Origin of the sequence: Nocardioides sp., assembly GCF_047606145.1 — a bacterium.
In the GTDB taxonomy this organism is placed as follows: Bacteria; Actinomycetota; Actinomycetes; order Propionibacteriales; family Nocardioidaceae; genus Nocardioides.
Map to the genome: position 1 here is coordinate 95,793 of NZ_JASGET010000104.1, position 12,708 is coordinate 108,500.

The window sequence follows — 12,708 nt, forward strand, 5'->3', positions numbered from 1 at the left end:
GGGCTCAGTGGTCGGCGCAGCAGCTGACCTGGTCGCGCACCTCGAACGGGATGAGCCCGATGCGGCCGGGCTGCACCAGTAGCCGGCAGCGACCCTCGTGCCAGGTCGGCCGAGCGAAGCCGGTCAGGTCGAGCATCGTGTCCGGCGTCACGTCGACGCCGGCCAGGCCGGCGACCTCGTCGACGCAGCTTCGCGCGATCACCTCGCGTACCGTCAGCCGGCGCTCGATCGCGGTGCGGCCGGGGTAGCGGAGCAGTCGACCGCTGTGCCGGGTGCGGTGCTCGTGCACCGCCGACCGAGCGGCGGCGCGGTGGTCGTCGGAGACGTCGGTGAGGAGCAGTACGACGTCTCGGGCCGCCGGCACCCGCGTCAACCCCGGGAGCTCCTCGGTCGCACGCGCGGCCAACTCGTCGGTGTGGTCGAGCACCATCACATAGCGCGGCTCGGGCGTGGCCACCAGGTGACTGGTGAGGTAGCCGGTCCGTGCCGCTCCGGCCTCGTCGAGCCGGCGCGCCAGGTGCTCGGTGGCAAGCAGGGTGCCGGCCGCGGTGTGCACGACCCGGGTGGGGGTGGACACCGCGGCCCCGCTCAACGCCATCGGGTCGGTCGGCGGGAGGGGTGGGTCGCCGGGTGCGTCATCGGGTGGGCACGACCCAGATCGGGTTGGTGTAGAACCACAGGTCGGCCCAGGGGTCGGCGTCTCCCACGACGTCGATGGCCGGGCCGGCTGGATCGATCGCCGCGCCGTAGTAGCCCGGTTGCTGACGGTTGCCGTCGGTTCCGCGCAGGCGCACGTAGAAGGCCTCGTCCAGCCGACCGAGATCGTAGGTGAGGGTGAAGGTACCGGTGCGACCCGAGGTGTCGGTCTGCCTGACGACCTTGGTGTCCGGTGCGGTCAGGGTGTCGCGATCGCTGGCATGATCCGGATCCACCGCGCCACGGATCAGGTCGACCCGGTTCAGCGTGGGCAGGAAGTTCCCCCAGTTGGGGATGGTCTGCGCGGCGACGCGCACGACGAGCCGGACCGTCGAGCCGCGCGGTGCCAGCAGCGTGCCACCCAGCGTCTCGCTGCGGCCGCCGGCGGTCAGCCGCACGTCCAGGGCCTTGACGAGACGACCGTGGTCGACCCACATCCGGCCGTTCCGGATGCCCTTCATCACCGCGGCGTAGTCGCGCGAGCCGGCGCCCACGTGGGTGCGACTGTAGAACCCCGGCCAGAAGTCGCCGGCGGTGAGGTTGACCTCGCCGGCGTTGACCGGGTCGCCGTAGCGGCCGTCGGCGTTGAACTGCTCCGAGGAGGCGCCGTCCGGTCGGCGCGAGGTGTCCGCCCAGTTGACGTGCGAGTCGGAGTTGGCCGAGATCGACCACGGCTTGCCCTCGGCGAGCAGCGAGTCCCACAGGCCACCGACCGTGGCGGTGTAGAAGTCGAACCCGCCCCACGAGCGGTAGCTCTCCGGCGGATAGCCGGCGAACGAGTTCGCGGCGGCCGCGTTGCCGTAGTAGCCGCGGGCGGACGCGCCGCCGTACCCGGTCGGCAGCCCGGCCGCCTGGTGTCCGGGTGCACCCTCCCAGCCGACGGCGATGCGCGGATCGGCGTCGCGCCAGGCGCGTACCTCGTGCGGGCTGTCGATGCCGTTGCGGGCCGGGTGGTTGGCGAGGAAGAGCGCGTCCGCGACGCGGCGCTTGTCCTTCTGCTTGCCCAGCCACTGGATGCCGGCGACGGCGAGCGCCTCGTTCGCGGCCGAGTTGTCGGTGGCGTCCTTGACGCTGCCGTCGTAGTCGTTCTCGAACTGCTTGAGCACGGCGACCTCGTGCGCGCCCGGTGTGACGAAGACGGTGCCGTGCTCCGCGGCGGGGATGTTCCACTCCAGGCCCTGGAAGATCAAGGTGCCCTCGAGCGCGGCCCGTGCGGCCCTGATGTCGGGGTTGACCAGATCGACCCCGATCCGGGCATGGGTGGCGCCGCCGTGGTCGGTGATCACCATCCAGTCCAGGCCGTACGCCGCCCCGTGCTGGGTCTGCTCGAGCACCGTGTACTGGGCGTCCGAGCTGTGTTGGGTGTGGATGTGGTGGTCGCCGGCCAGCCACCACCGCACCTCGCTGCTCCCCTGCCTGCCGCCGCCGCGGTCGTCACGTCCCTCGGCCATCGCCGGGGTCACGCCGGCCATCCCGGCGATGCCGGCGGTGAGGGCGCCGGTGACGCCGGCGGCACGAAGCAGGCCGCGTCGGCTGAGCTCGGCCGGGCTCAGATCGCCGTCGGAGGCGTCCGACGCCGCGGCGAGAGTCGTCGGGTCGACCTGGTGGTCGTGGTGGTCGTGGTGGTGTTCGCGTGCCACGTCGTCATCCTTTGCTGGGGAGTGGGGCGGATCACGACTCTGCTGGAGCCAGGTGACTCCTGGAGGGTGGTCGGGTGACGGTCCGGTGACCGGATCGAACGCCCATAGGGGGCCTCTGGTGTTTCTCAGGATGTGGATCTGAGTCTCGCTATCTGGGACCTCGATTTCTTGGTCTCCGACGCCGAACGTAGGGTGGCGAGCAGCTCATCGAGAGGGACTGAGGGAACGGCCCGACGACGTCCCGGCAACCAGCCACGAGCCTCCGCCGCGAGTCGTGGGGACAGGTGCTAATTCCGGCCCGGCGCGAGGTACGTGCGGGGGAAGATGAGGAGGAGGTATCTCATGAGCGCTGGTGTGGTGGAGCAGGCCGGGCAGGCAGGACTCCGTGAGGGCGCGTTCGGCAACGCCGTCGCGCTGGCCTGCCGAGAGTGCGGCGCTCGTACCGACCTCGGGCCGTCGTACGCCTGTCCGGAGTGTTTCGGGCCACTGGAGGTGGCCTACTCCTACCCCGCGGTGACCCGGGCCGAGATCGAGGCCGGGCCGCGCAACATCTGGCGGTACAAGGCGCTGCTGCCGGTGCCTGCCGACATCGAGGCCCGGCCGAACACCGAGCCCGGCTTCACCCGGCTGCTGGGGGCCTCCCATCTCGGCGCCGAGCTCGGCATCGCCGAGCTCTGGGTCAAGGACGACAGCACCAACCCCACCAACTCCTTCAAGGACCGGGTGGTCGCCTGCGCGCTGAGCGCCGCCCGTGAGCTCGGCTCGAAGGTCTTCGCCTGCCCCTCGACCGGCAACCTGGCCAACGCCGTCGCCGCCGCCGGCGCCCGGGCAGGGATCAAGACCGTGGTCTTCATCCCGGCGAACCTGGAGCAGCCCAAGCAGGTCAACTCGGCGATCTTCACCGACAACCTGGTCGCGGTCGACGGCAACTACGACGACGTCAACAAGCTCGCCCAGGAGATCGCCGCCGAGGAGGACGGCTGGGCGTTCGTCAACGTCAACGTCCGGCCGTTCTACGCCGAGGGGTCCAAGACCCTGGGCTTCGAGATCGCCGAGCAGCTCGGCTGGCGCCTGCCCGACCAGATCGTCATCCCGGTCGCCTCCGGCTCCCAGCTGACCAAGGTCGACAAGGCGTTCAAGGAGCTGATCGAGCTCGGCCTGGTCGAGGAGAAGCCCTACCGGGTCTTCGGTGCCCAGGCCACCGGGTGCAACCCGGTGGCGACCGCCTTCAAGGCCGGGGTCGACGCGATCCGGCCGGTCAAGCCCGACACCATCGCCAAGTCGCTGGCGATCGGCAACCCGGCCGACGGCATCTACGTCCTCGACGCCGCGCGACGCACCGGCGGCGCCGTCGAGGAGGTCTCCGACGACGAGATCCGCGCCGGCATCGTGCTGCTCGCCCGCACCGAGGGGATCTTCACCGAGACCGCCGGCGGGACCACCGTGGCGGTCACCAAGAAGCTCGTCGAGACCGGCCTGCTCGACCCCGAGCGGGAGACGGTCATCATCAACACCGGCCACGGGCTCAAGACGCTGGACGCGGTCAGCGGCTCGGTCGGCCCGGCGGCCACCATCGCGCCGTCGTACGACGCGTTCCTCGCCGCTGGGATCAGCCCGGCCTAGACACTCAGGTCCACGCCGAGCCTCGGGAGGCGCCGCGCCTCTTCCGAGACTGGGTATCGAGCGCACCGTCGGCGTTCGATCGGCGTTCACAACCGTCGGGTAGAACCGATGGCATGAGTGTTGCGCACAAGACGAGCGACGAGGCCAGGTGGCTCGCCGTCGTCGCCGCGACCGCCGGGGTGGCCGGAGCGGTCGGTGTCGTCGGCGCGGCCGCGGGTGCGGGCCTGGTCACGCTGCTCAAGCGGCAGGCGGCGCACGCGCGTGAGGTGATCGGGCTCCCGCTCGGCGAGATCGCTCCGGACGCCGACAAGGTCTATCGCAAGCGGTACGGCGGCCGTCCGGTCGAGCTGCTCATCGTCGGAGACTCGATCGCCGCCGGGCTGGGCGCCGACACCGCCAAGGGCACCCTCGGCGCCCGATTGGCGAAGGGCACCGCGAAGAGACTGGAGCGTCCGGTGAGGCTACGGACCGCCGCCGTGGTCGGTGCCGAGACCTCGATGGTGCCCGACCAGATCGCCGCGCTACCGGAGCGCTACCGGCCCGACGTGGCGGTGGTGATCGTCGGTGGCAACGACGTCACCCATCGGATCCCGACGGGGGACTCGGTCGCGCAGCTGGTCGAGGTGATCGGTTCGTTGCGCGCCCTGGGCGCCGCGGTCGTGGTCGGCACCTGTCCCGATGTCGGCGCGGTGCGGCCGCTGCCACAGCCGCTGCGGTCGCTAGGCCGGCGGGTGGCCAGGCACCTGGCGGCAGCCCAGGCCGAGGCGGCGCTGGCGGCGGGCGCCCATGTCGTCTCACTCGCCGAGGTGGTCGGCCCGTTCTTCATCACCAACCCCGACGAGATGTTCTCCATCGACAGGTTCCATCCCAGTGCCGCCGGCTACAAGCGCACCGCGAAGGCGATGCTGCCCTCGGTGCTCGCCGCGCTCGGCCACGTCGACGAGCTTCCGTTCGGCCACCTGCGGCCGGTGGTCGAGTAGAAGAGCGGCCGGCGCATGGGCGCGCGAGGAGGCACCGAGGACGAGGCCGGCAGGGGTCAGCGCGGATCGACAGGATCGGCCCGGAGCCGTTGGCGGCGGCGCTCCAGTTGGGCCCGCTCGGCGGAGTTCCGGCACTGGCCGATCGCCTGGCTGTAGGCGGCCACGGCCTCATCGAGGCGACCCAGGCGGGAGAGCAGCTCCGCCCGGACCCCGGGTAGCCGATGCCCGGGGAGCGCGACGCCGCGCAGGGCCGCAAGACCCGCCTCCGGGCCGTCGCGCTCGGCCAGGGCCACCGCTCGGTTGAGCCGGACGACCGGGCTGTCCCCGAGCCTCAGCAGCTCGTCGTACCGCTGCACGATGCGGTCCCAGGCGGTCTCCCGCGCGGTGGGCGCGACGGCGTGCTCGGCGGCGATCAGCGCCTGCAGCAGGTAGGGCCGGCCGGGCGCGTGCACCAGTGGCCGCAGCAGCGTCAGCGCCTCGGCGATCTCGTCGTGACGCCATCGCGACCGGTCCTGGTCCGGCAGCAGCACCAGCCGCCCGTCGCTCACCCGGGCGTCGCGACGGGAGTGCTGCAGCAGCATCAGCGCCAGCAGGGCGTCCACCTCGTCGTCCGGCCGCGGCAGGACCTCGCGCAGCACCCGGAGCAGCCGGATCGCCTCCCCGGCCGTCTCGACGCGGAGCACGTCGTCTCCCGATCCGGGCGCGTATCCGGCGGTGAAGGCCAGGTAGGCGATCCTGGCGACGATCCCCACCCGCTCCACCAGAGCCGGTCCGGTCGGCACCGTGAACGACTCGCCGGCCAGGCGCTTGCGGGCGCGGGTCAGCCGCGCCGCCATGGTGGCCCTCTGCTGCAGGAACAGCCGAGCGATCTCCTCGGTCGACACCCCCAGCACCAGCCGGAGCGTCAGCGCCGCTGCCGCCTCGGGGGAGAGGCTGGGATGGGCGCAGAGCAGCACCAGTCGCAGCCGCTCGTCCACGATCTCCCCTCCCCGGCCCGGCCCGGGCATGGCGGCCATCACCCGCTGCGCCTCCTGGCGGAGCTCGGCGTCGACCGCGAGCAGCGGCATCTTCCGGACCAGGACCTCCTCCGAGCGCAGCCGGTCGAGGATGCGGCGGCGAGCCGCGGTGAGGAGCCAGGCCGCCGGGTTGTCCGGGACGGTGCCGTGATCGCCGGCACCCCAGGTGCGCGCGGCCGCCTCGACGGCGTCGGCCAACCCGTCCTCGGCCAGGTCGAGACGGCGGTATCGCGCGACGAGCAGGGCCAGCAGGCGACCCCACTCCTCGCGCAGCACGGTCTCGAGCGGAGTCAGGTCGCCTCCCCGAGGTGGCGGCGACCCGGCTCGATGCGCATGACCGTCGACCTCACGCTCGACCTCACGCTCCGCCGGCGTCCTCGTCGGACACCGTGGCGCGCACGATCACCGGCGCTCCCTCGGCCTCGACCAGCAGGCCACAGAGCTGCATCAGGTCGTCGAGGTCGTCGCTCTCGATGAGGTAGAAGCCGGTCAGCTGCTCGGTCGACTCCGCATACGGGCCGTCGGTGACCACGATCCTCCCGGCCTCGCCGAGGGTGACGAGTCTGCCGTGGTGGGAGTGGGTGAGCTCGGCGCCGCCGGTGATCCGATGCCCGCGCTCGGTGACCAGCCGCATGAACTCCCGATGCTTGGCGTAGGTGGCCTCGCGGTGCTCGGGGCTCGCCGCTGCCCAGGAGTCCTCGTCGCCGGGCAGCAGGATGGCGTACTCGGTCATGGCCTCACTCCTCCTTCGCCCGGATCTCGATCGCGGACTCCGCCCGGGCCAGCACCTTGCAGCACTCGGCCAGGTCGACCAGGTCCTCGGAGTCGACGACGTAGAGCCCGGCGATGTGCTCGGCGGCCTCGGTGTAGGGGCCCTCGGTGAGGCCGCTCGCCCGGACGGTCACGGCGGTGCTCGGCTCGGTGAGCGCCGCGCCGTACCCCGTGAGGATCGTGTGACCGCGCTTCGCGAGGAGCTCCGCGAACTCCTCGTGCACGGCGAAGACCGCCACCTGCTCGGCCGGGGTCTTCGCCCTCCACTCGGCCTCGATATGGGGGATGAGCAGGTAATAGCGGGTCATCATGCGTCCCCGTGGTCGACGACCGGTCGGATCTCGAGGGTCTCCTCGAGTTCGGCGAGCACCTTGCAGCAGTCGACCAGGTCGGTCAGATCGTCGGTCTCGACGCTGTAGAAACCGGTGACGTGCTCGGTCGCCTCGACGTACGGGCCGTCGATGACGGCGAAGCCGCCCGGGGCTTCGGGACTCTTGTGGACGGTGGTCGTGGCGCTGGCGGGCTGGAGCTCCGCCCCGCCGGTGACCTGGTGCCCACGCTCGGCGAGGAGTGCGGTGAACCTGCCGTGGACCTCGTAGCCGGCCGCCCTCTGCTCGGGCGACGCGGCGGCCCAACGGGCCTCGCCCTCAGGCAACAGGATGATGTAGCGAGCCATCGTATTCGTCCCTTCCTCTCGGAGGTTGTGCAGGAGTCTGACACCGTGATGACGGATGGGGGAGGGCCGCATCGACAGCACCCGTGGACACGACCCTCGGGATACGCCCCGGACACGGCCTTCGGACATGGCCTTCGGACGCGGCCTTCGGACACGGCCTTCGGAGGGCGCCGGCCGGGTCCTACTCTTGCTCGGTGACCGCGTCATCGAGCTCCGCGACCTTCCGTTCCGCCACCGAGAAGGACGTCGAGGAGCTGGTCGCGCTGATCGAGTCCGCCTACCGCGGCGAGACCAGCCGCGACGGCTGGACCACCGAGGCGCACCTGCTCGAGGGCCAGCGCACCGACCCGGACGGCGTGCGCGCGGTGGTCGGGGATCCCGCGAGCAGAGTGCTGGTGCTCGAGCTCGACGGCGCCATCGCCGCCTGCTGCCAACTGGAGCGACGCGAGCGGACGGCGTACTTCGGCATGTTCTCGGTCGACCCCCGGCTCCAGGGCGCCGGCCTCGGCAAGCTCGTGATGGCCGAGGCCGAGCGGATCGCGGTCGAGGAGTGGGGCGCGGAGCAGATGGAGATGAGCGTCATCCGTCAGCGCGAGGACCTGATCGCCTTCTACCTGCGGCGCGGCTATCGCCGTACCGGGGAGTTCCTGCCGTTCCCCTACGGCGACGAGCGCTACGGCATCCCCCAGCGCGACGACCTCGAGTTCGCCTGCCTCGCCAAGCCGCTGACCCACTGACTTTCTTGCACTCGCACACGTCGAGTGCTAAACATGAGGTTGGCACTCGTAGCATGAGAGTGACAACACCGGACCGATGACGTTGAGGTCCCGCCGAGAGCGAGGAAGGGTTCGCTGGAGGTGGTTCCGTCCGTCGCGGGCAACCCATCGGGCCGAGTCCACGAACGCACCTGTGAAGGATCGCTGAAGCAATGCCGAAGCTGATTGCATTCGACGAGGAGGCCCGGCGCGGTCTCGAGCGGGGTATGAACACCCTCGCCGACGCCGTCAAGGTCACTCTCGGCCCCAAGGGCCGCAACGTCGTCCTGGAGAAGAAGTGGGGCGCCCCCACGATCACCAACGATGGTGTCTCCATCGCCAAGGAGATCGAGCTCGAGGACCCCTACGAGAAGATCGGCGCCGAGCTGGTCAAGGAGGTCGCGAAGAAGACCGACGACGTCGCCGGTGACGGTACGACGACCGCCACCGTGCTCGCTCAGGCGCTGGTCCGCGAGGGCCTGCGCAACGTCGCCGCCGGCGCGAACCCGATGGGTCTCAAGCGCGGCATCGAGGCGGCCGTCTCGGCCGTCTCCGAGCAGCTGCTCGGCCTCGCCAAGGAGGTCGAGACCCGTGAGCAGATCGCGGCCACCGCGACCATCTCCGCCGGTGGCGACACCACCGTCGGCGACGCCATCGCCGAGGCGATGGACAAGGTCGGCAAGGAGGGCGTGATCACGGTCGAGGAGTCGAACACGTTCGGCATCGACCTCGAGCTCACCGAGGGCATGCGGTTCGACAAGGGCTACATCTCGGCCTACTTCGTCACCGACCCCGAGCGGATGGAGACGGTCCTCGAGGACGCCTACGTCCTGATCGCCAACCAGAAGATCTCGAACGTCAAGGACCTGCTGCCGGTCCTGGAGAAGGTCATGCAGTCGGGCAAGCCGCTGCTGATCCTCGCCGAGGACGTCGACGGTGAGGCGCTGTCCACCCTGGTGGTCAACAAGATCCGTGGCACCTTCAAGTCGGTCGCGGTCAAGGCCCCCGGCTTCGGCGACCGCCGCAAGGCCATGCTGCAGGACATCGCGATCCTGACCGGTGGCCAGGTCATCTCCGAGGAGGTCGGCCTCAAGCTGGAGAACACCGACGTCGCCCTGCTCGGCCAGGCCCGCAAGGTCGTCATCACCAAGGACGAGACCACCATCGTCGAGGGTGCCGGCGACAGCAGCCAGATCGAGGGCCGGGTCAACCAGATCCGCGCCGAGATCGAGAGCTCCGACTCCGACTACGACCGGGAGAAGCTCCAGGAGCGTCTCGCCAAGCTGGCCGGCGGCGTGGCCGTCATCAAGGTCGGCGCGGCCACCGAGGTCGAGCTCAAGGAGCGCAAGCACCGCATCGAGGACGCCGTCCGCAACGCCAAGGCCGCGGTCGAGGAGGGCATCGTCGCCGGCGGTGGCGTCGCCCTGGTCCAGGCCGGTGCGACCGCGTTCGAGAAGCTCGAGCTCGACGGCGACGAGGCCACCGGTGCCAACATCGTCAAGGTCGCCATCTCGGCCCCGCTCAAGCAGATCGCGGTCAACGCCGGTCTCGAGGGTGGCGTCGTGGCGGAGAAGGTCGCGGGCCTGCCGGCCAGCAACGGTCTCAACGCCGCCACCGGTGAGTACGTCAACCTGCTGGACGCGGGCATCATCGACCCGGCCAAGGTGACCCGCTCGGCGCTGCAGAACGCCGCGTCGATCGCCGCGCTGTTCCTCACCACCGAGGCTGTCGTCGCCGACAAGCCGGAGAAGGCCGCACCGGCGATGCCGGGCGCCGACGGTGGCATGGGCGGCATGGACTTCTGATCGTCCCTCGCTGCACCCACCAGGGCCCCTCCCGAGTCGGGAGGGGCCCTGGTCGCATGTTGGGGCCCTTCGCGCGTTCGTCTAGGTATGCAGCCGAGCGCGCACTTCCCTCGCGGAGTTCCGGCGGGGGAGTGACCGCCCGGCTGCATACCTTGATGAGCCGGAGAGCCGCGTGCCGTCACCACCGGACCGGGGGTGGTGAGCGATGATGAGAGGCATGAGCACGCCGTCCTCCCCTTCCCGCAAGCCGTGGCGACCCAGGCCGGCACAGTGGGTGGCGATCGTGGCGGCGCTGGTGGTGGTGATCGTGGCGGGCGTCGCCTGGTTCGGCCGGGACGAGGACTCCACGGCGAGCCAGAGCGGTGCGACACCGAGCGGCTCGACGACGGTCACCGTGACCGCGACCCCGACCTCCTCGCCCAGTGCTGCCTCGTCCACCGCGGACTCGACCTCGACCGGGCCAGCGCAGCCGACCAGCACCGGCGCCGCCGGCGTCACCAGGCTGACGATGCCCACGGCGAAGACCCGCTGCCTGGTCCCGACCGCGGCACTGCTCCGCAAGAACGCCGCGCTGGCCTTCCTGGGCACCGTCACCAAGGTCGGCGAGAAGTCGGTGCTGGTCGACGTCTCCCACTGGGTGTACGCCGACGGCTTCGGTGGCACCGGCACGGTCCGTATCACGCTGCCCACGGTGACCACCGAGTCCGACCTCACCTTCACCGAGGGCGGCACCTATTTCGTCGCTGCCACCGACGATGCCCAGGTGATGGTCTGCGGCTACAGCGGCCAGCGCAGCTCCACCCTGCGCGCGCTCTACCGCTCCGCGTTCAGGTGAGCGAGCCCGGTCGATGGGGTACGTCGGCCTGCTGCTCGCCGCCGGCGCGGGCGTGCGGATGGGGCGACCCAAGGCGCTGGTCGAGGGCTGGCTGGGCTCCTCGCTCACCGCGCTTCTCGACGGCGGCTGCGCCGAGGTGAGCGTGGTGCTGGGGGCGGCGGCCGATCGGGCCCGCGCGCTGCTGGACGAGGCGACGCGCGCCGATGCCTGCCTGGCGTCGGTCCGGGTCGTCGTCGCCGAGGAGTGGGCGAGCGGGATGGGCGCCTCGATGCGCGCCGGCCTGGAGTCCCTCGACCGCGCGCACGGGGCGGCGCTGGTGCATCTGGTCGACCTCCCCGATGTCGGCGCCGACGTGATCCGCCGGGTCGGTGGGCATGCCGCCATCGACGTGCTCGCCCGGGCGTCGTACCACGCGGTCCCGGGACACCCGGTGCTGCTCGGCCGCGACCACTGGGCCCCGGCCGCGGCGACGCTGACCGGCGACGAGGGGGCCCGGGCCTACCTGCGTGCCCACGACGTCACGCTGGTCGAGTGTGGCGACCTCGCCGAGGGTCGCGACGTCGATCGGCCCCAACCGTGAGCCAACGCACGTCGCACTAGGCTCGGGTCATGGAGCAGAGTCCCGCGCAGCCGGCCGAGTTGAGCCAGCGGCTCGGCGAGACCGGCTACCTCGCCGACGACGAGCTCGCCACCGTCACCTTCCTGGCACTGCGGATGGGGCGGCCGCTGCTGCTCGAGGGCGAGCCCGGCACCGGCAAGACGGCGCTGGCCGAGGCGATCGCGCAGACCCTGGAGATCCCGTTGGTCCGGCTGCAGTGCTACGAGGGGATCGATGCCACCCAGGCCCTCTACGACTGGGACTTCCCGCGCCAGATCCTGCACCTGCGGGCGCTGGAGGCGATCGGCGCCGCCGGCGGCGAGTCGGTGGAGGAGGCGGAGAAGAGCCTGTACGACGAGCGCTTCCTGCTCGCCCGCCCGGTGCTCGCGGCGTTGCAGCGCAGCCCCGCGGTGCTGCTGGTCGACGAGATCGACCGGGCCGACGACGAGTTCGAGGCGTTCCTGCTGGAGGTGCTCTCCACCTACCAGGTCTCCATCCCCGAGCTGGGCACCGTCGCGGCCGCCGTACCGCCGGTGGTGGTGCTGACCTCCAACCGGACCCGTGAGCTGCACGATGCCCTCAAGCGGCGCTGCCTCTACCACTGGATCGACCACCCCGGGCTGGCCCGTGAGGTGGCGATCGTGCGCACCCGGGCCCCCGAGGTCGCCGCCGCACTCGCCGAGCAGGTGGTGCGGGTGGTCCAGCAGCTGCGTGCCCCGGCGCGGGCGGACCTGCTCAAGCCGCCCGGGGTCGCCGAGACCCTGGACTGGGCGCGGGCCCTGCACCAGCTGGGCCGTACCGAGCTCGACCGGGAGTCGGCCGCAGCCACCCTGGGCGCCCTGGTCAAGCACCGCGAGGACACCGAGCGGGTGCGCGCCGCGCTCGATCGGATGCTCGGCTGAGATGGCCGGGACGCAGCGGGCCGGGGACCCGGCGGAGGAGATCTTCGTCGGCTTCGCTCGCGCGCTGCGTGCGGCTGGCGTGGCGGTCACCCAGGACCGCACCCGGGGCTATCTGGAGGCGGTGGCGCTGCTTGGCGCCGCGGACCCGCGCGCCGCCTACGCGGCGGGCCGCGCGACCCTCTGCGCGAGCCCGGAGGACCTGGAGCGGCACGACCAGGTCTTCGAGGCCTGGTTCTCCGACGGGCTCGGCACCCGCGCCATCCGCCGCACCAGCAGGCTCGAGACCGCCGCGACCCTGCTGCCGGAGACCGACGCCACCGGCGGTGCGGGCGAGGGCGAGGCCCAGCGGCTGCGGGCGATGGCGAGCACCGCCGAGGTGCTGCGGCACCGCGACGTCGCCGCGCTCGATCC

The 12,708-nt window shown here is 71.6% G+C and carries 13 protein-coding genes, 1 pseudogene and 1 riboswitch; of the genes and pseudogenes, 8 read left to right on the plus strand and 6 right to left on the minus strand.

The genetic code is table 11. The features are described 5' to 3' along the window. Positions 1 to 4 precede the first annotated feature (4 nt). Complete coding sequence (locus tag QM638_RS13435; protein ID WP_415142492.1) at positions 5 to 577, minus strand: hypothetical protein; 573 nt, start codon at positions 575 to 577, stop codon at positions 5 to 7. Positions 578 to 635: 58 nt separating this feature from the next. Further along, the gene (locus tag QM638_RS13440; protein ID WP_415142493.1) at positions 636 to 2,336 is read right to left on the minus strand and encodes a histidinol-phosphatase; all 1,701 of its coding nucleotides are present in this window, start codon (positions 2,334 to 2,336) and stop codon (positions 636 to 638) included. Positions 2,337 to 2,537: 201 nt separating this feature from the next. Further along, positions 2,538 to 2,667: riboswitch (SAM riboswitch) on the plus strand. A gap of 11 nt (positions 2,668 to 2,678) precedes the next feature. Here QM638_RS13440 and thrC point away from each other — a divergent pair. Together thrC and QM638_RS13450 are read left to right on the plus strand one after the other, a co-directional pair. Further along, positions 2,679 to 3,959 carry a threonine synthase gene (thrC, locus tag QM638_RS13445; protein WP_415142494.1) on the plus strand — a complete coding sequence of 427 codons (1,281 nt, stop codon included), beginning with the start codon at positions 2,679 to 2,681 and terminating at the stop codon, positions 3,957 to 3,959. A gap of 113 nt (positions 3,960 to 4,072) precedes the next feature. Continuing rightward, positions 4,073 to 4,939: an SGNH/GDSL hydrolase family protein gene (locus QM638_RS13450; protein WP_415142495.1), complete on the plus strand. Its 867-nt coding sequence runs from the start codon at positions 4,073 to 4,075 to the stop codon at positions 4,937 to 4,939. Between the two features lie 56 nt (positions 4,940 to 4,995). Here the strand turns inward: QM638_RS13450 and QM638_RS13455 are convergent, their stop codons facing one another. The 4 genes from QM638_RS13455 to QM638_RS13470 form a co-directional block, all read right to left on the minus strand. Further along, entirely contained in the window at positions 4,996 to 6,231 is a 1,236-nt protein-coding gene (locus tag QM638_RS13455) for an RNA polymerase sigma factor (RefSeq protein WP_415142496.1), read from the minus strand. An 82-nt stretch (positions 6,232 to 6,313) separates the two neighbouring features. Next, positions 6,314 to 6,688: a YciI family protein gene (locus QM638_RS13460; RefSeq protein ID WP_415142497.1), complete on the minus strand. Its 375-nt coding sequence runs from the start codon at positions 6,686 to 6,688 to the stop codon at positions 6,314 to 6,316. A 4-nt stretch (positions 6,689 to 6,692) separates the two neighbouring features. Continuing rightward, positions 6,693 to 7,034 carry a YciI family protein gene (locus QM638_RS13465; protein WP_415142499.1) on the minus strand — a complete coding sequence of 114 codons (342 nt, stop codon included), beginning with the start codon at positions 7,032 to 7,034 and terminating at the stop codon, positions 6,693 to 6,695. Beyond that, the gene (locus tag QM638_RS13470; protein ID WP_415142501.1) at positions 7,034 to 7,402 is read right to left on the minus strand and encodes a YciI family protein; all 369 of its coding nucleotides are present in this window, start codon (positions 7,400 to 7,402) and stop codon (positions 7,034 to 7,036) included. Before QM638_RS13470 ends, QM638_RS13465 begins: the two co-directional genes overlap by 1 nt. Positions 7,403 to 7,596: 194 nt before the next feature. Between QM638_RS13470 and QM638_RS13475 the strand changes: the two genes are divergently transcribed. The 6 genes and pseudogenes from QM638_RS13475 to QM638_RS13500 all read left to right on the plus strand — a co-directional run. Further along, positions 7,597 to 8,139 (plus strand): GNAT family N-acetyltransferase, encoded by a 543-nt coding sequence (locus tag QM638_RS13475; RefSeq protein WP_415142503.1) that lies wholly within the window; start codon positions 7,597 to 7,599, stop codon positions 8,137 to 8,139. A 191-nt stretch (positions 8,140 to 8,330) separates the two neighbouring features. Then, positions 8,331 to 9,962: a chaperonin GroEL gene (gene groL, locus QM638_RS13480; protein ID WP_415142505.1), complete on the plus strand. Its 1,632-nt coding sequence runs from the start codon at positions 8,331 to 8,333 to the stop codon at positions 9,960 to 9,962. A 217-nt stretch (positions 9,963 to 10,179) separates the two neighbouring features. Continuing rightward, positions 10,180 to 10,797, plus strand: coding sequence for a hypothetical protein (locus QM638_RS13485; RefSeq protein WP_415142507.1), 618 nt, complete (start codon positions 10,180 to 10,182; stop codon positions 10,795 to 10,797). 13 nt (positions 10,798 to 10,810) lie between these two features. Further along, positions 10,811 to 11,377 (plus strand): nucleotidyltransferase family protein, encoded by a 567-nt coding sequence (locus tag QM638_RS13490; RefSeq protein WP_415142509.1) that lies wholly within the window; start codon positions 10,811 to 10,813, stop codon positions 11,375 to 11,377. 29 nt (positions 11,378 to 11,406) lie between these two features. Further along, complete coding sequence (locus tag QM638_RS13495; protein WP_415142511.1) at positions 11,407 to 12,297, plus strand: AAA family ATPase; 891 nt, start codon at positions 11,407 to 11,409, stop codon at positions 12,295 to 12,297. 1 nt (position 12,298) lies between these two features. Further along, a pseudogene (locus QM638_RS13500) lies at positions 12,299 to 12,708 on the plus strand (hypothetical protein); the annotation flags it as partial.